Source organism: Streptomyces prunicolor (assembly GCF_045162825.1).
Taxonomy (GTDB): domain Bacteria; phylum Actinomycetota; class Actinomycetes; order Streptomycetales; family Streptomycetaceae; genus Streptomyces; species Streptomyces prunicolor.
This window is the reverse complement of sequence record NZ_CP108676.1, coordinates 3,272,361-3,289,270: the sequence shown is the minus strand read 5'-3', so window position 1 is coordinate 3,289,270 and position 16,910 is coordinate 3,272,361. Positions and strand designations below refer to the sequence as shown.

The 16,910-nt window shown below is 71.6% G+C and carries 17 protein-coding genes; 7 read left to right on the top strand and 10 right to left on the bottom strand.

All coding sequences use genetic code 11. The annotated features are described in order from the left end of the window. Positions 1-37: 37 nt before the first annotated feature. The 4 genes from OG588_RS14670 to OG588_RS14655 all read right to left on the bottom strand — a co-directional run bounded on the left by OG588_RS14670 (position 38) and on the right by OG588_RS14655 (position 3,076). Positions 38-622: a TerD family protein gene (locus tag OG588_RS14670; RefSeq protein WP_393042322.1), complete on the bottom strand. Its 585-nt coding sequence runs from the start codon at positions 620-622 to the stop codon at positions 38-40. Positions 623-689: 67 nt separating this feature from the next. Then, positions 690-1,382: a YoaK family protein gene (locus tag OG588_RS14665; protein ID WP_405947665.1), complete on the bottom strand. Its 693-nt coding sequence runs from the start codon at positions 1,380-1,382 to the stop codon at positions 690-692. A 71-nt stretch (positions 1,383-1,453) separates the two neighbouring features. After that, on the bottom strand, positions 1,454-1,870 hold the full coding sequence (locus tag OG588_RS14660) for a transglycosylase SLT domain-containing protein (protein ID WP_019060410.1): 417 nt from the start codon (positions 1,868-1,870) through the stop codon (positions 1,454-1,456). A gap of 339 nt (positions 1,871-2,209) precedes the next feature. Next, positions 2,210-3,076 carry a helix-turn-helix domain-containing protein gene (locus tag OG588_RS14655; protein ID WP_405947664.1) on the bottom strand — a complete coding sequence of 289 codons (867 nt, stop codon included), beginning with the start codon at positions 3,074-3,076 and terminating at the stop codon, positions 2,210-2,212. 182 nt (positions 3,077-3,258) lie between these two features. Between OG588_RS14655 and OG588_RS14650 the strand changes: the two genes are divergently transcribed. Continuing rightward, entirely contained in the window at positions 3,259-3,984 is a 726-nt protein-coding gene (locus tag OG588_RS14650) for an alpha/beta fold hydrolase (RefSeq protein ID WP_405947663.1), read from the top strand. Between the two features lie 16 nt (positions 3,985-4,000). Here the strand turns inward: OG588_RS14650 and OG588_RS14645 are convergent, their stop codons facing one another. Beyond that, entirely contained in the window at positions 4,001-5,104 is a 1,104-nt protein-coding gene (locus tag OG588_RS14645; RefSeq protein ID WP_405953120.1) for a PP2C family protein-serine/threonine phosphatase, read from the bottom strand. Between the two features lie 211 nt (positions 5,105-5,315). Here OG588_RS14645 and OG588_RS14640 point away from each other — a divergent pair, with 211 nt between their 5' ends. Further along, complete coding sequence (locus OG588_RS14640; RefSeq protein ID WP_405947662.1) at positions 5,316-7,478, top strand: ATP-binding protein; 2,163 nt, start codon at positions 5,316-5,318, stop codon at positions 7,476-7,478. Here the strand turns inward: OG588_RS14640 and OG588_RS14635 are convergent. Next, positions 7,448-7,918 (bottom strand): nuclear transport factor 2 family protein, encoded by a 471-nt coding sequence (locus OG588_RS14635; RefSeq protein ID WP_405947661.1) that lies wholly within the window; start codon positions 7,916-7,918, stop codon positions 7,448-7,450. The genes OG588_RS14640 and OG588_RS14635 overlap by 31 nt on opposite strands. 129 nt (positions 7,919-8,047) lie before the next feature. Between OG588_RS14635 and OG588_RS14630 the strand changes: the two genes are divergently transcribed. Beyond that, positions 8,048-8,611 (top strand): DinB family protein, encoded by a 564-nt coding sequence (locus tag OG588_RS14630; protein WP_405947660.1) that lies wholly within the window; start codon positions 8,048-8,050, stop codon positions 8,609-8,611. A gap of 1 nt (position 8,612) precedes the next feature. Here OG588_RS14630 and OG588_RS14625 read toward each other — a convergent pair whose 3' ends face one another. Continuing rightward, the gene (locus OG588_RS14625) at positions 8,613-9,638 is read right to left on the bottom strand and encodes an MBL fold metallo-hydrolase (protein ID WP_405953119.1); all 1,026 of its coding nucleotides are present in this window, start codon (positions 9,636-9,638) and stop codon (positions 8,613-8,615) included. A gap of 125 nt (positions 9,639-9,763) precedes the next feature. Here OG588_RS14625 and OG588_RS14620 point away from each other — a divergent pair, with 125 nt between their 5' ends. Together OG588_RS14620 and OG588_RS14615 are read left to right on the top strand one after the other, a co-directional pair. Next, positions 9,764-11,221: an aldehyde dehydrogenase gene (locus tag OG588_RS14620; RefSeq protein ID WP_405947659.1), complete on the top strand. Its 1,458-nt coding sequence runs from the start codon at positions 9,764-9,766 to the stop codon at positions 11,219-11,221. A gap of 7 nt (positions 11,222-11,228) precedes the next feature. Continuing rightward, the gene (locus OG588_RS14615) at positions 11,229-11,462 is read left to right on the top strand and encodes a ferredoxin (protein WP_317776063.1); all 234 of its coding nucleotides are present in this window, start codon (positions 11,229-11,231) and stop codon (positions 11,460-11,462) included. 11 nt (positions 11,463-11,473) lie between these two features. On the opposite strand, the gene OG588_RS14610 is transcribed toward OG588_RS14615, so the two are convergent. Beyond that, positions 11,474-12,613: a tetratricopeptide repeat protein gene (locus tag OG588_RS14610; RefSeq protein ID WP_405947658.1), complete on the bottom strand. Its 1,140-nt coding sequence runs from the start codon at positions 12,611-12,613 to the stop codon at positions 11,474-11,476. Beyond that, the gene (locus OG588_RS14605) at positions 12,550-14,814 is read right to left on the bottom strand and encodes a BTAD domain-containing putative transcriptional regulator (protein WP_405947657.1); all 2,265 of its coding nucleotides are present in this window, start codon (positions 14,812-14,814) and stop codon (positions 12,550-12,552) included. Before OG588_RS14605 ends, OG588_RS14610 begins: the two co-directional genes overlap by 64 nt. A 235-nt stretch (positions 14,815-15,049) precedes the next feature. On the opposite strand from OG588_RS14605, the gene OG588_RS14600 reads away from it, so the two are divergent. Beyond that, positions 15,050-15,424 carry a peptidase inhibitor family I36 protein gene (locus tag OG588_RS14600; RefSeq protein WP_405947656.1) on the top strand — a complete coding sequence of 125 codons (375 nt, stop codon included), beginning with the start codon at positions 15,050-15,052 and terminating at the stop codon, positions 15,422-15,424. 32 nt (positions 15,425-15,456) lie between these two features. Then, on the top strand, positions 15,457-16,275 hold the full coding sequence (locus tag OG588_RS14595) for a hypothetical protein (RefSeq protein WP_405947655.1): 819 nt from the start codon (positions 15,457-15,459) through the stop codon (positions 16,273-16,275). Positions 16,276-16,285: 10 nt separating this feature from the next. Here OG588_RS14595 and OG588_RS14590 read toward each other — a convergent pair whose 3' ends face one another. Then, complete coding sequence (locus tag OG588_RS14590) at positions 16,286-16,909, bottom strand: maltokinase N-terminal cap-like domain-containing protein (RefSeq protein ID WP_405947654.1); 624 nt, start codon at positions 16,907-16,909, stop codon at positions 16,286-16,288. Position 16,910: the final 1 nt, after the last annotated feature.

Sequence of the window (16,910 nt, the reverse complement as noted above, 5' to 3'; positions counted from 1 at the left end):
TCCGCCCCCGTGTCAGTGCTGTGCCAGTTCTCGTGGCTTACTTCCGTACGGCGAACTTCATGAGCTCCCGCTCGTCCCCCTGCTTGATCTTCCCGGTCTCGTTGATGACCTGGAGCTTCCAACTCCCGCCCTCCCGGACCGCCTTGGCGACCGCGCAGCTGTTGTGGTCGCTGAGCAGGTTGGGCCAGATCTCGGCGACCTGCTGGGTGCTGCCGCCCGTCGCGTCGTAGACCTTGAAGGCGATGTTGCGGGCCTTCTGGAAGGAGCTGCCCTTCTTGTAGGCGGCGGCGACGAAGACGATCGACGTGATGTTGGTGGGTATGCGCGCGAGGTCGACGGTCACCGTCTCGTCGTCGCCCTCGCCCTTGCCGGTCTGGTTGTCACCGCTGTGCACCAGCGAGCCGTTGCCCAGCGGGTCCGTGGAGTCGAGCCCCGCGAGCCGGACCGGGTCCTGGCCCTGCATCGCGATGGCGATGAGGTCGAGGTCCGTACCGGCCTTCTGGCGCAGCTTCCCGATGAAGCCGCCGCTGCTGCCGACGGTGGGGTCCCAGGACGCCCCGATCTCCAGATGGGTCACTCCGTCCAGATCCGCCGGACCGTCTTCCTTCGTGAGCGTGATCATGCGTGATCGATCCTCTTGATCGTGGGACTTGGACGCACGAATTCTGCCTTCTTGACCGGCCTTTGGGCTACTCCCGGCCGGATGCGGTCAGTGCGAACACTCCGGCGGCCAGGGCCGCGAGCAGGAGCGGGTAGCGCAGGCCGTGGTGCAGCGTGAGCCAGGCGCCCAGGAACGCGCCCGCGACCATGCCGACGACCGCCAGGCCGCGGCGGAGCGAACCGGGGCCCCAGCCGTTGCCCGCGACCGAGTCGGCGACCAGTGCGGTCAGGGTCGACGTCAGGACCGTGGTGGTCGAGATGTCGGCGACCTTGAGCGTGCGGACCGCCGCGTTGCGCAGCCCCATCGCGAAGGCGGTGAGGGCGATGAGGGGATAGGTGGTGGCATGGTCCCCCGGTGCGGCGAAGGCGATGACGGCCGCCACACCCACCAGCGCCGCCTCCGCGCCGAGACTCACCCGGGCCCAGGTGCGCCGCGACCCGGTGTCCATCCGTAGCGAGATCCGGCCGCCGGCCACCACGCCCACGAGGAAGGCGCCGAGCGAGGTGAGGTTGTGGAGCACCGAGAACCCGGGCGCCCCGGCGGCGGCGAAGCCCAGCACCACCACATTGCCGGTCATGTTCGCGACGAAGACATGCCCGAGGCCCAGATAGCTGACGGCGTCGATGAGCCCACTGACCACGGTCAGCCCCAGCAGCACGGCCACCAGCCGCACTCCGCGCGCTTCCCGGTCGTAGGACTGGGGTGGTGTGTTCTCGGCCATGAACGCAATGTAGCGGCGGCCCCCGGTGTGCCGGGGACCGCCGCTGTGTGGTGCGTGTGGGGAGCCGGTGATCAGTACCAGCCGTTGGACTGCCAGAAGCTCCATGCGGCCGTCGGGCTGCCGTAGCGGGAGTTCATGTAGTCCAGGCCCCACTTGATCTGGGTGGCGGCGTTGGTCTTCCAGTCGGAGCCGGCCGAGGACATCTTCGAACCGGGCAGCGCCTGGACCAGGCCGTAGGCGCCGGAGGAGGAGTTCGTGGCGGTGACGTTCCAGCCGCTCTCGTGCTCGACGATCTTGCTGAACGCGTTGTACTGCGCGGCGCTCGGGATCATCTTGTGCGCGATCGACTGAGCGGAGGAGGCGGAGGTCGTCGCGGCCTGGGCGGGAGCCGAGGTCAGCACGAGACCGGTGGTGGCGGCGGCCAGAGCGGCGGCGGTCAGGGCCTTCTTCGGGGAGGCGATGCGAGCGACGATGCGGGAGACGGACACGGAGAACCTGTTTCTTCGGGGACAGAGGCGTCGTACGCCTGCCGGTGTCACGCGGTGCGCGGCGGTGGCAATGCGTCGGCGCCGAGGCCCGTGAGGACTCGTCGGCGCCGTGCGACTGCTCCAGAGAAACACTCTCGATCCGTGTCCGCAAAGACCCCTTTTACTAGTTGTGGTCGCATGTGGGTGAAAGATGAACTGTGTGACCTGGCTCTCAAACCCCAGGTCAGAGGGTGTGTGGGACGCGTACATGACACGCCTAAACACTACTAATCCCAGTAGTTCGTGACATGGGTCATGTGGGCCGCTTCACCACCTCTGTCACGGTCGGTGCGCGCCGCCTCACGCAGGGGTTGGATTTCTGGGCACCTCGCGTACCGGTCGGGGCTGGATCGCGGAGGCCAGGAGGGCGAGTTTGTCGGCCGCGTCGGTGTCCGGGTCCGGGTGGTAGATGACGAGGGTCTGGCCCGGGGTGCCGTCGATGCTCAGGCGTTCGCGGTTCAGCCGGAGGCCGCCGACCTGGGGGTGGGCGAGGTGCTTGGGGGCGGCCTCGCAGGCCTGGACGTCGTGGCGGGCCCAGAGGCGGCTGAACAGGGGGCTGGCCAGGGAGAGTTCACCGACCAGCTCGATGAAACGGGGGTCGTCGGTGTCGGTGCCGACCGACTCGCGGAAACCGGCGACCATGCCTCCGGCGGCGCTCTCCCAGTACGGGTACAGCGCCTGCTCGGCCGGGTCGAGGAACAGGGACCGCAGGCGATTGGCGCCCGGCGTGAAGCGGGGAGAGAGCGCGGTCGCCAGGGCGTTCGCGGCCAGGACGTCGAAGTAGCGGCCCTCGACCAGTGCGGGGAGGGGGAGCGTGGTGAGCAGCTTGGTAATGCCTGGGGGGACGGTTTCCTTGCGGGGGCGGGGGCGTGCACGGTGTCGGCGGGGTGTGGCGGCGCCGAGGCGCAGGAGGTGGGCCGTCGCGTCCTCGTCGAGCCGTAGCACCCGGGCTATGGACTCCAGGACCTGCACGGAGGGGTTGCGGTCGCGGCCCTGTTCCAGGCGCAGGTAGTAGTCGGCGCTGATGCCGGCGAGCATCGCGACCTCCTCGCGGCGCAGGCCCGGCACGCGCCGTACCCCGAAGGCGGGGATGCCGGCCTGTTCGGGGGTGACGAGTTCGCGGCGGGCGCGCACGTACTCGCCCAGCGGGTTCGGTTCGTCGGCCATCTCCTCACTGTAAAGCGGCAGGCGGGGCGCGTGCCTGGTCCTGTCACCCCCAGGGTCGGCGGGGCCCTGGCTGGGGTGTTGGGCGGGCGGCAGCGTCGTCGGTGGCCGGTCGAGTGCGTGCCGATCGACGCGCCGGCCGCCACGGCTCGGTAACCCTCGTCACCTCACCAAGGAGCACAGTCATGTCCACCTATCTACTGGTTCACGGCGCCTGGCACAGCGGGCAGTGCTGGGACCGTGTGGTCCCGCCGCTGACCGAGGCCGGGCACCGGGTGCTCGCGCCCTCGCTCACCGGCCACGGCGACAAGGCGGGGCTGCTCGGCCCCGAGGTCGGTCTCGACACCCACGTCGACGACGTCGTCGGGCTGATCACCGAGGAGGACCTCACGGACGTGGTCCTCGTGGGGCACAGCTACGCCGGGCTGGTCGTCTCGTCCGCCGCGAACCGGGTGCCGGACCGGATCGCCCAGCTCGTCCACCTCGACGCGATGGTCCCGGTGGACGGTGAGCGCGCGACCGACATCCTGCCCGTGACGCAGGTCCTGATCGACCTCGCCGCGCAGTCCGACGCCCCCTGGCGGATTCCGCCGCTGCCCGAACTCCCGCCACCCGGTGGCCTGTTCGGGGTCACCGACCCGGCGGACGTGGCCTGGCTGCGCACGATGGTCTCCGACCAGTCGGCGCTCTGCCTCCAGCAGCCCGTCCACCTGGACAACCCTGCCGCGAACGCGATCCCCCGCACCCACATCCACTGTGTGGGCAGCGAACCGGAAGGCTTCGAGCGCCGGCCCGTCCCCGCGATCCAGCCCAACGGCACCCCGGCACAGGTGTGGGAGTTGGAGACCGGCCACGACTGCATGATCACCAAGCCGGCCGAACTCGCCGACCTGCTCCTCAAGTTGGGCTGAACCGGACGGGCGGGCCTCACACCCGCACCGGCGCCGTCACCCCCGTCGGCTGGCACAGGACGAGTGCCAGGTCGTCGGTGGGCGGCCCGCCGGTGTGGGCGAGCAGGCGGTCGTAGAGGGCGTGCAGCGCCGCGTCCGGCGTCGGTTCGCCGAGGGCCGTGGCGGACTCGGTGAGGAGGGCGAACGGGGTGCCGTCGGGAGCGCGGGACTCGGTGAGGCCGTCCGTGTAGAGGAGGAGCCGGTCACCGGGCTGGAGCCGGACCCGGTACTGGTGCGGCTCCGGGTGCAGGCCCAACGGCAGGGCGGGGACCCGGGGTTCGAGGAGTTCCAGGCGCCGACCGGAGCGCAGGGGCGCCGGGTGACCGCAGTTGACCAGCCGTACCTCACCCGGCCCGAACTCCGCGAGCACCGCCGTGACGAAGTCCTCGGGTGCGAGGCGGGGCGCGAGGCGGACGTCCAGTTTCCTCGCGAGGGCGGTCAAGTCCGGTGTCGTGTAAGCGAGTTCACGGAACGCGGTGACCGTGTCGGACGCCGTCCGCAGCGCGTCGAGCCCGTGCCCGCGCGCGTCGCCGACCAGGACACGCAGTCCGTACGGCGTCACCGCGAGGTCGTACAGGTCGCCGCCGACCGACGACTCCCGGCTCGCGCAGTGGTAGCGGGTGCTGACATGTGTGCCGGAGAGGGTGCGGGACACCGGCCGCAGGATCGCCTCCTGGGTGATCCGAGCCACCTCCCGCGCCTCCGCGAGCCGTTCCCGCAGCCGGCCGCGCTGCCGCGCCGCGTAGACACTGCACGCGCAGCCCAGCAGCAGCCCGCCCCAGCGGACGGCGAACCCGGCGCTCAGCTGCGTCCCGGCGCCGAGCCCCGCCGCGAGCGCGAGCAGAACCGTCCAGCAGCTGACCAGGAACGTACGGCGGGCGCCCAGGAACGTCGCGGCCATCAGCGGCCCGATCGCCAGCAGCGGCAGGATCGGCTGCACCCGCCCGATCAGCAGCCCCGGCGTGGCCGCGAGCAGACAACCGACCGGCGCGACCAGCAGACCCAGCGGACCCGCGAGAAAACCGGCCGGTGCCCTGTCAGAACCCGTCCCTGCCGTGCGGAATCCGCGTCCCCGATCCATCGTGTTCACGCCACGACGATCGCCGAATTTCCCTCTCTCCACCTGCGCCAACGGGGAGTTGAGCAGCTCTCGATCACTAAGCGTCGCAACAGGCCCGCAAGTGATCGAAAAGTATGGCCATTTCGGGGGGTTCGTGACTGTTCCGGGCAGCCGTGGACCGCGTTACGTGACCCGCGCATGGAGTCGGTTGCGTACGGACACACTGGGCCTCGTGCCGGACACGACTCACCCGAACCCCGGGAACCTCGGGAATCTGCCGCCCGAGACGCACAGTTTCGTCGGGCGGCGCACCGAACTCGCCCGGCTCCGGGCCGCGTTGAACCCGGGCGTCGGCCCCGCTGCCCGGCTGGTGAGCGTCGTCGGTGTCGGCGGGGTCGGCAAGACCCGGCTCGCCCTGCGCGCGGCGGCGGAGGTCCGGGACGCCTACCCCGACGGCGTCTGGCTGACCGAGCTCTCCCCGCTGCACACCGCCGGACTCGTGGACCTCGCGGTCATGGAGACCCTCCGGCTCGCCGACCGGTCGACCCGCCCGGTGACCGACGTCATCATCGAATGGGCCCACGGCAGACGGCTGTTGATCGTCCTCGACTCCTGCGAACATCTCCTCGCCGACTGCGCGAAGGTCGCCGCTGCGCTGCTGTCCCGTGTGCCCGGCCTGCGCATCCTCGTCACCAGCCGGGAACGCCTCGCGCTGCCCGGCGAGGAGGTCCTCCACCTCGAACCGCTGCCCGTGGACGGCGGCATCGGTGACAGCGCCGATGCCGGTGACCCCGGGGCCGCCGGTGACGCCGTGGCCCTGTTCGCCGAGCGCGCCGCGGCCGCCGGACGCCCGCTGAGCGACGACGACATGGCCGGCCGCGCGCTCGCCGCCGCCGTCTGCCGTCGCCTCGACGGCATCCCCCTGGCCCTCGAACTCGCCGCCGCCCGCCTCGCCGACCTCACCCTCGACCAACTCCACGCGAGGCTCGGCGAACGCCTGCCCTCGCTCCCCGATCTCCCCTCCCCGCTGGACCTGTTGACCTCCGCCCCCGGTGAACGCCCGCCCCGGCACCAGACCTTGCGCACCGCCATCGGCTGGAGCCACGAACTCTGCGCCCCGCTCGAACGGCTGCTGTGGGCGCGGCTGTCCGTCTTCACCGGCGGGTTCTGCGCGGAGACCGTCCAACAGGTGTGCGCGGGCGGCCCGTTGGCCCCGGAGCGGATCGCCGGGCTGCTGGCCCGGCTCGTCGCCCAGTCCATCGTGCTGCCCGACCCCGTCATCTCGGCCCGCTACCGGATGCTCGACACCGTGCGCGAGTACGGCACCGACTGGCTGTACGCGCTCGGTGAGGAACGCGCCGTACGACGCCGTCACCGCGAGCACTACGCCCGCCTCGCCCACCAGGGCTGTGCCGAGTGGAACACCGGCCGGCAGGTCGCCTGGTGCGAGCGGGTGCTGAGCGAACACGCCAACTTCCGGGCGGCGGTCGAGAGCGCGCTCGCCGAACCGGACCGTGCGGCGGCCGTGGAGATGGCGGGCCATGTCGGGTTCCTGTGGCGGCACTGCGGCTACCTCCGCGAGGCACAGGCCTGCCTCGACGAGGCACTCGCCGCCGACCCGCCGCCCGGCCACGGCCGCACCCTCGCCCTGTGGTCGCGCGGCGCGGTCGCCATCCTCCAGGGCGACCAGGAAGCGGCCGCCAACTGGGCGGTGCGCTGCGCCGACGCGGCCCGCGAACAGGGCTCCCCGGTCGCCATGGTCGCCGCCGTGTACGTGCGAGGCGGCCAACTGGCCCTCACCGGCCGCCTCGCCGAGGCGATCGACGTCCTCGCCGCCGCGCCCCAACTCCCCATACAGGACGACGCGTTCGGAGCCGCCCAGCTCCAGGTCCGGCTCGCGCTCTCCCTCGCGCACGTGCTGCGCGGCGAGTACGAGCGCGGTCGCGAGGTCGCCGGCGAGGTGCGTACGGCCGGCCGGAAACAGGGCGAGTACTGGTGCGGGGCCTTCGCCGACTACCTCATCGCCCAGGCCGACCTGGCCCACGGCGACACGGCGGCCGCGGTGAACGGCGCCCGCACCTCCATCTCGGGCCACGCCCTGCTGCACAACACCGTCGGCGCCGCCATGTCCCTCGACCTGCTGGCCGCCGCGATCGTCACCACCGGCGACGCCCACCGCGCCGCCCGCCTCCTGGGCATCGGCACCCGCCTCTGGGAGCTCACCGGCCGCGCCCAGATGGACTCCCCGGACCTCATCGCCACCCGCCGCACCTGCGAACTCCGCGTCCGCGAACACCTCGGCGACGACGCGTACGAGACGGGATACCGGGCGGGCCTGGCGATGTCGTACGACCAGGGAATCGCCTACGCGACGAGCCGGCCGGGCGGTCGGTGACGCGGGGTGGGACCGCCGAACGGCAGGAACAGGGTGCGGGTGTCGATCAGCCAACTCCCGTCCACCTGGCGGAAGTTGTCCTCGTAGTGGCCGACCTGGACCGGGGGACCGGCGGTGACCAGGCCGCCGTGGTGGCCGTCGACGCGGTATGTCGTGAAGTACGCCGTCGAGATCGCCGTGTCGGGGGAGGTGAGGGTGACGAGGACGTTCGACATCAGGCGCCGCGAGAGCCGCCCGGCGGGCCGGGAACCGAAGTACTTCCGCAACGCCTCCCGCCCCTCCACGCGCCGATCGCCGTCCGGCCACTCCCAGCTGCCGTCCTCGGTGAACAGCTCGGCGACGGAGGAGGGTTCACCGAGATCGAGTCGGCGGACGAAGTCCAGGACGACGCGTTCACAGGCGCGTTCGGCGAGGAGTCGTTGCAAAGGGTCCAGGTCCATGCGGTCGTTGGTACCAGCCGCACCCCTCGCACCACGACCGAATTACCCCCACGACGGAACCGACCGCACCGCCATGTACGCCACCGGCTCGCTTCCGGTTCTGTCTATCCGTCTATGTAGTGTGCGGACATGGCAAGAAGTGAGCGGCTCGCGGACCAGCTGGACTGGTACTGGCACAAAAATCTGCGGCCGCGGCTCCACGGTCTTGCCGATGAGGAGTACTTCTGGGAGCCGGTGCGTGACTGCTGGAGCATCCGCCCACGGGGCACGTCGGCCGCACCGATGTCGGAGGGTTCGGGGGAATGGACGATGGACCACGCGTCCTCCGGCCCGGAGCCGGCGCCGGTGACCACGATCGCCTGGCGGCTGGCGCACATCATCGTCGACTGCCTGGGCTACCGGGTCGGATGGTACTTCGGCGGCCAGGGCGTCGAATCCGAGACATTCGCCTACGCGGGGACCGCCGACGAGGCGCTGAAACAGCTCGACGAGATGTACGGGAGATGGAACGCGGGGGTCCGCGGGCTCTCGGACGCAGACCTGGAGAATCCGCCCGCGGTGGGTCCCGAGCCGTATCCCATGGAGAACAGGATCCTGCACGTCAACAGGGAGCTGATCCATCACGGCGCCGAGATCTCCCTGCTGCGCGACCTCTACCTCCGGCAGGACGGAGCCGTTCCGCGCCGCGTATGAATCACACCGCCACGTACGTCACCGGTTCGCTCCCCGTCACCGACTCCGCCTGCCCCAGCTTCACCAGTCGCCGCAGATGCGCCTCGGCCTCGGACACCGCGATGTTCCTTGACTGGAAGGGGATGTGGGCCCAGGGCCGGTTCCACTCCATCCGCTCCGCGACCTGCCAGGCGGTGAGCGGTTCGGAGAGCAGGGCGAGCAGTCCGGTCAGCCGGTCCTCGTGGTGGGTGAGCAACTCCCTTACGCGGCCGGTCGCGTCGGTGAAGGTGTGCTGGTGGGCCGGGAGGACCTCGGCGGGGGCGAGACGGCCGATCCGCTCCAGGGAGTCGAGGTAGTCGCCGAGCGGATCGGCGATCGTCGTGTCGTCCGGGTCCTCGTACAGGCCGATGTGCGGGGTGATCTCCGGGAGCAGATGGTCGCCGGAGAACAGGCGCCCGTGGCCCGGGAGTTGGGCCGGGTGGTGCTCCTCCAGGTGCAGGCAGACGTGCCCGGGGGTGTGGCCCGGCGTCCAGATCGCGCGCAGGCGGCGGCCCGCTAGGTCGAGGAGTTCACCGGGGACGATCTCCCGGTCGGGCAGCGCGGGCGTGAGTCCCGGGACGCTGCGCGGGCGGGCCGCGCGCAGGGGCGCGAGGTGCTCCTCGGGGGCACCGGCCGCCGTGAGTTTCGCGGTCATGTACGCCAGCCAGCGGCCCGGTTCGGTCGAACGGGCCCGCCGTACGATCGCCGTGTCCGCCGCGTGCATCGCGAGCCACGCCCCGGACGTCTCGCGCACCTGCCCGGACAGGCCGTGGTGGTCGGGGTGGTGGTGGGTGATGATCACGCCGTGGACCTCGTCGACCGGCGTACCGCAGGCCGCCAGGCCCTCGACCAGGGTGTCCCAGGAGGCCGGGTCGTCCCAGCCCGTGTCGACCAGGACCGGTCCGCGGTCGGTGTCGACGACGTAGACGAGCGTGGTCCCCAACGGATTGTCGGGGATGGGGACTTCGATGGAGCGAACGCCGCCGCCGTGGTCGTGGACCTGTCCCATGGACGTCATGGACTCCCCAATCGCCGCCTTCCGGTCACTATACGTGGACTCCATCGACCGGAACTGGTATTCAGTCTTCGTATCTGATGGATCGTCAGACAGCGGTACCGGGGAGGCGTTCGGCCATGACAGAGCTCGTGGAACACCGACAGCTGTTCATCGGCGGGGAGTTGACCGACCCCCTGGGCAAGGACGTCATCGAGGTGATCTCCCCGCACACCGAAGAGGTCATCGGACGCGTCCCGCACGCGTCGACCGGGGACGTGGACCGGGCGGTCGCGGTCGCCCGCCGGGCCTTCGACGAGGGGCCCTGGCCGCGCATGACGCTCGACGAACGGATCGCGGTCGTCACCCGCATCAAGGACGCGATCGCCGCCCGGTACGAGGAGATCGGCCGCGTCATCTCCTCCGAGAACGGGTCACCGTACTCCTGGAGCATCCTCGGGCAGGCGCTCGGCGCGATGATGGTCTGGGACGCGGCGATCACCGTCGCGAAGGGCTTCACGTACGAGGAGTACCGGGACGGAGTCCTCGGGAAGATCCTCGTACGCCGGGAGCCAGTTGGGGTGGTCGCGGCCGTAGTCCCGTGGAACGTCCCGCAGTTCGTGGCCGCCGCGAAGCTCGCGCCCGCGCTGCTCACCGGCTGCACGGCGATCCTGAAGCCGTCGCCCGAATCACCCTTGGACGCCTACCTGTTGGGCGAGATAGCGAAGGAGGCAGGACTCCCGGACGGCGTCCTGTCCATCCTCCCGGCCGACCGCGAGGTCAGTGAGTACCTCGTCGGACACCCCGGCATCGACAAGGTCTCCTTCACCGGTTCGGTCCCGGCGGGCAAGCGCGTGATGGAGGTCGCCGCGCGCCATCTCACGCGCGTGACACTGGAGTTGGGCGGCAAGTCGGCGGCGATCGTCCTGCCCGATGCCGATCTCACGACCGCCGTACCCGGCATCGTCTCGGCCGCCTGGATGAACAACGGCCAGGCGTGCGTCGCCCAGACCCGCATCCTCGTACCGCGCTCGCGCTACGACGAGTTCGCGGACGCCTTCGCCCAGGCGGCGAGCGCTCTCGTGGTCGGCGACCCGCTCGACCCGGCCACCCAGGTCGGCCCGTTGGTGGCCAAGCGCCAACAACAACGAAACCTCGACTACATCCGCATCGGCCAGGAGGAAGGCGCCAAGATCCTTACCGGCGGCGGCCGTCCACCCGGCCTCGACCGCGGCTGGTACGTGGAGCCGACCCTCTTCGGGGACGTCGACAACTCGATGCGCATCGCCCGCGAGGAGATCTTCGGCCCGGTCATCTGCCTCCTGCCGTACGGCGACGAGACCGAGGCCGTGAAGATCGCCAACGACTCCGACTACGGCCTCAGCGGCAGCGTCTGGACCGGTGACGTGGCGCACGGCATCGACATCGCCCGCCGGGTCCGCACCGGCACCTACAACGTCAACACCTTCAGCCTCGACATGCTCGGCCCCTTCGGCGGCTACAAGAACAGCGGCCTGGGACGGGAGTTCGGGCCCGAGGGCTTCTCCGAGTTCCTCGAACACAAGATGATCCACCTGCCGGCCGGCTGGGAGGGGTGAACGGAGGATGGGCGACCGCTGGCAGGTAGAGGTCGACCGCTCGATCTGCATCGGCTCGGCCCAGTGCACCCACCAGGCCCCCGACCGCTTCCACCTCGACGCGGCCATGCAGTCCCACCCGGTCGCCCCGGAGACCGACGCCAACGAGAAGATCCTCGCGGCGGCGGAGGGGTGCCCGGTGGAGGCCATCATGATCACGCTGTTGGGGAGCGGGGAGCCGGTGTTCCCGCCGGAGGAGTAACTCGCCCTGGTTCAGCGGCTGATGGCTCCGGAAGTGTGACCACCGGCGGGATCGGACACCGCGGCCAGCCGTTTCCTGATGGTGTCCGCCTCCGGCATGCCGTGTTCCGTGTACAGGGCCAGTGCGCGCTCGTAGTGGTGGATGGCGAGGGCGGTGTCGTCGCGTGCGTGGTGGACCTCGGCCAATCCCTCGTGGGCGCGGGCCTGTTGGCCCGGGTTGCCGATGTCCTCGGCGATGGTGAGGGCGTCGGTGTGGTGGGTGAGGGCGTCGGCGGTGCGGCCGGCGGCCCGGGCGGCCTCGCCGAGGCCGTTGAGGGCTCGGGTCTCGCCGTCGCGGTCGCCGTTGCGGGAGTAGAGGGCGAGGGCCTGGCGGTGGCATTCGGCGGCCTGTGTGTGCTGTTCGCGCCGTGAGTGGACGATGCCCAGGCCGTGCAGCGCACCGGCCTCGCCGTAGCCGTCGCCGACCTCGCGGATCAGGGCCAGGGCCTGTTCCTGGTGGTGGGCGGCCTCGTCGAGCCGGTCGAGTCGGGTCTCGACCGTGCCGAGGTCCATGAGCGCGTGCGCCTCCAGGTAGCGGTTGCCGGTCCGGCGCAGCAGGGTCAGGGACTGCTGGAGGTGGTCGGCCGCCTGGTCATAGCGGCCCAACTGGCCCTCGACATGGGCGAGATTCTTCAGCGCGATCGACTCGCCCGAGGTGTCGTCGACGCTCCGGTACAGCAGCAGCGCCTGTTCGAGGTACTCGACGGCCGGCAGGAAGCGGCCCAGGCGTTCGTCGACGAGGCCGAGGTTGGTCAGGGCGCGGGCCTCGCCGGTGGGGTCGCCGGCCTTCCGGAACAGGGTCAGCGCCTCCTGGAGTTGCCGGCGGGCCGGTTCGTGCCGGGCCAGCTGGTAGTGGGCGGTGCCGATGCCGAGCAGTGCGAGGGCCTCGCTCGCCGGGTCGGCGAGCAGACGGGCGGCGTCACGCGCGTGGCCGTGGATCGTGAGGCCGTCGGTGTGGTGGCCGCTGATGAGATGGCGGTACAGGGTGAGGGAGAGCCGGATGGCGTGGGCCGGCCGGCCATGGGCTGCGGTGTGCGCGGACATCGCCGTCAGACAGGTGCGCTCGGTGTCCAGCCAGGCGCGTGCGGCGTCCGCATCCGACAGGTCGGGCACGGGAGTTGACGTTGCGGGAGCGGCGGGGCGCCGGTGCGCCTCGGCCGGGTGGAGGCGGTCCATGGCGGTGGCCGCGGTGGCGAGGTAGTGGTCGAAGAGCCGGTCCAGCGCCGCCTCGCGGGCCTCCGCCGGATCCTGCGCCACGGCGAGCCGGGCGGCGTAGGCGCGCAGCAGGTCGTGCATGCCGTACCGGGCGGTGTCCGCACGCTGGATCGGGTGGGTGGGGGTGGGGGCGTCGAGGGCCTCGCCGGCGTCCGGCGTGGAGGTGCCGGTCGGTGCGGGGGCGGTGTCTGCGCGCTGCACCAGATGGGTGTGGGGAGAGGCGTCGAGGGCGCGGCGGGTGTGCCGGTCGGTGCGGGGGTGGTGTCTGCGCGTTGGACGGGGTGGGTGCGGGCGGGGGTTGGGGTGTCGAGGGCATCGCGGGCGTCCGGCGTGGGTGTGCCGGTCGGTGTGGGGGTGGTGTCTGCGCGCTGCACCAGATGGGCGCGGGCGAGGATCTCCAGGGCGCGGCGGGCGTCCGGCACCGTGCTGCCGGTCAGTGCGGCGGCGGCGTGCGCGTCGAGGTCGGGGCCGGGGTGCAGGCCGAGCAGCCGGAACGTGCGCGCCGCCTCCGGGGGCAGTTGCCGCAGTGACCAGGAGAACACCGTGACCACGGCGGCCCGGGGGTCGCCCTCCGCGTCCAGCAGGTACAACCGCCGCTGCTGGTCGGCGAGTTCGGCGACGAGGTCGGTCAGCGGAGTGCCCGGGCGGGTGACGGCGAGCTCCGCGGCGACCCGCAGCGCCAGCGGCAGCCGGGCGCACTGCGCGGCGAGGGCGTCCACGGCGTCCGGCTCGGCCTCGGCACGCGGGCCGATGAGCCGGCGCAGCAGGGTGCGGGCCGCATCGGCGGGCAGCAGGTCGAGGTCGAGCCGTTGGGCGCCCTCCCGCGCGACCAGCCCGGCCAGGCTGTCGCGGCTGGTCACCAGCACCGCGCAGGAGCCGGTGCCGGGCAGTAGCGGACGGACCTGCTCGACAGTGGCCGCGTTGTCGAGCACGATCAGCATCCGCCGGTCCGCGACCTCGGTGCGGTAGCGCGCCGCGCGGTCGTCCTGCTCCGGCGGGATGTCCTGTTCGGACACGCCGAGCGCGGTCAGGAACCGGACCAGCGCGTCCGGGGCGGTCAGCGGCCGGTCGGGGTCGTAGCCGCGCAGGTTCACATACAACTGGCCATCGGGGAACCGGTCCCGGGCCCGGTGCGCCCAGTGCACCGCCAGCGCCGTCTTGCCCACGCCCGCCGTCCCGGACACCGCCGACACCACCACCGCGGTCGGTCGCGCGGAACTCGCTCCCAACACCTTCTCCAGCCGGGCCAGTTCCTCCTCGCGTCCGGTGAACCCCGCCGGGTCCAGGGGCAGTTGAGCGGGTACGACCTTGACGCGCCCGGTGCCGCCGACCCCCGACGAAGGGCGCGGGGCGGCCTTCCCGCTCAGGATCGCCCGGTGCGCGCGCTGGGCCTCCGAACCCGGGGTCGTGCCGAGTTCGTCGGCCAGCCGCTTGTGCAGGGCGGCGTAGCAGGCGAGTGCCTCGGGAGCGCGCCCGGCGGCGTGCAGCGCCCGGATCAGCGCCACGGCGAGCGGCTCGACCAGCGGATGCTCGGCGACGAGGACGGACAGCGCGTCGACCACCACGAGGTGACCGCCGACCCGGAGTTCGGCGTCCGCCCAGCCGAGCACGGCGTCGACGTACTGATGCAGCCAGCTCTCCCGGGTCCGCGCCGCCCACTCACCGGGCAGCCCGGCCAACGGCGTCCCCTGCCACAGGCCCATCGCCTCCCGCAGCGCCAACACCCGTGCCGCGTCGGAGCCTTCGGCCGGGCGGGCCCGTGCGACCAGGTTCCGGAAGCGGTGCACGTCGACCAGGTCCGGCGAGATGTCGAGCCGGTAGCCCGCGGGGCCGCGCACCAACTCCGGGGCCGGGGAGGGGACTTCACGAGCCTCGGGAACTCCGACGTCGCCGGAGAGCCACGGCCCCGTCTCCACAAGTACCCGGCGGATACGCGCGATATGGGCATACAGCGTGCCCCGCACCTGGGCCGGCGGATCCTCCCCCCACACCCGGTCGATCAGTGTCTCGGCCGGTACCCAGCGGCCCGCGTCCACCAACAACGCCGCCAGGACCGTACGCCGCTTGGCGGGCCCCAGATCGACCGGACGGCCCGCCACCCATAACTCCACGGGCCCCAGCAGCCGAAATCCCCTCACGCCCGTCTCCACCGTCCCACCCCACGTGCTTCACAGGTTCTCCACCGCGCACCCAACCACCTGCCCACCTGCGGGACAAGGTTTGCGCAAGGTCCCCGACCACCTCCCTCCGCCACCTTGGGCACGGCAACTCGCCCGTACCGCGGACGACTTCGGGTCTGCGGGCGGCACCCCGAGCGATGGAGGAACACAGAGAATGAAGCGGATCCTGACCAAGGCCGGCCTCGCCCTCGGAACCGTGGCGCTGGCCACCACCGGCGCGTTCATCACCGCCGCCCCCGCAAGCGCGGCACTGTCGGACTGCCCCTCCGGAGGACTCTGCGCCTACCTCGGCGTCAACGGCTCGGGCACCCCCGGCGTGGTCTACGGCGACAACACGAACCTGCTCCAGTACAACAAGTTCAACAACGCCGAGTCGCTGTACAACAACGGCAGCAGCTGCAACGTCCGGATCTACTCGGGCACGGGCTACACGGGTTCCAGCTACATCCTCGCCAAGGGCTACTACAACGGCTCCCTGGCGAACACCGTGTACTGGCACAACGTCGCCTCCAACGACTGGTGCGTGTGAGCACAACCACGGCGCGGCGGACACTTCTCACGGTGCTCCTTGTGCTGACCGCGGCGCTCGACGTCCGTCCCCTGTCGGGTGCCACCGCGTCCACCCACGCCGACGCCGTACGCCTCTACGACCGTGAGGAACACGCCGTCGCGGCCTGCATGAGCGCCCGCGGCCAGACCTACACGGCACAGCCCCGCACCGCGTCCGCGCGCGGCGAGGAGACCAACCCCTACGGCCTGCTCACCGTCCGGAAGGCGACCCAGGACGGCTACGGCATCGTCGGCGAGTACCTCTACCGGCGCTCCACGCCCGTCCCCGCGAGCGAATCCCACCAGGCTTCCTGGCAGCGGGCGTTGACCGGCACCCCGGCCCACCGGGTGACCCTGCGGCTGCCCGACGGCGTCAACCTCGCGTACTCCAGCGACGGTTGCGTCGCCAAGGCCCGCGCCGAGCTGTACGGGGCGGACTGGAACACGGTGGAGCCCACCGCCGTAGGACTGGCGAACCGGGTGCTCAACGCCGTGGAGAAGGACTCCAACTACCTTTCCGCCGTGCGCCGTTGGTCCTCCTGCATGACCAAGGCGGGGCACCCGGCGACCAACCTCCAGGCCCCCCGGCAGGCCGTCGACTCCCGTCTGCAGCAAGCCGCTTCGGACGAGACGGCCCTGCGCGCGCTCGGCAACGACGAACTCCGCACCGCCCGCGCCGACGCGCAGTGTCAGTTGGACACGGATCTGTCCGAAGCCGTCCGGGATGTCCAACAGGCGGTCGAGAAGCGGCTGTTGACGGCGGCCGACAAGAAGACGGTGGCGCGTTACGTGACGGACCGGCGCAAGGCACTGGCCTCCGCCACCGCGTGAGCCACCGGGACTAACCGGGCTGGAGAGTTGCGAACAGCGCGCGGACCCGGGTGCCGTCGGCCTGTGCCCAGGCGCCGGTGACCTGGCCGAGCGCGTCCTCGGGGGCCGTGGAGCCGGGGGTCAGCACCCGGTGCAGCCGCAGGGTCGGGCCGTCCGGTACGGCGAACTCGGTGGCCTCGTCGGTGTCGGTCGGGGCGCCCAGGGCGGGGACGGGCGCCGTCCCGGTCCAGGAGCGGGCGACCTCCCGGTCCAGGGTGTGGGAGACGCTCTGCGCCTGCGCCTCCACCCGGCCCTCGACGAACGCCGTCAACCCGGCGGTCAGCACCGGGTCGTGGCAGCCGTCGTAGGCCCAGCGCGGACCGAGCACGCCGTGCTCCATGGTGCCGATGAGGGCCTGTTCGGCGCCGGGGAGCGGGGCGGCCCGGTAGGTGAGCGGCACGAGGTAGGCGTCCGAGCCGTCGGTGACGACCATGAACTCGATGCCGACCTCGCCCTCGGGGTCGTCGAGCCGGAACCCGCCGGCCTTCGCCAACTCCGGTTCGGCGGGGCCGTGATACCAGGTGCGGGTGGGCAGCCAGGTGGTGAGGAGTTCGAGCTTGGTGGGCTTGACGTAGGTGTGGTGGATGAAGGCCATG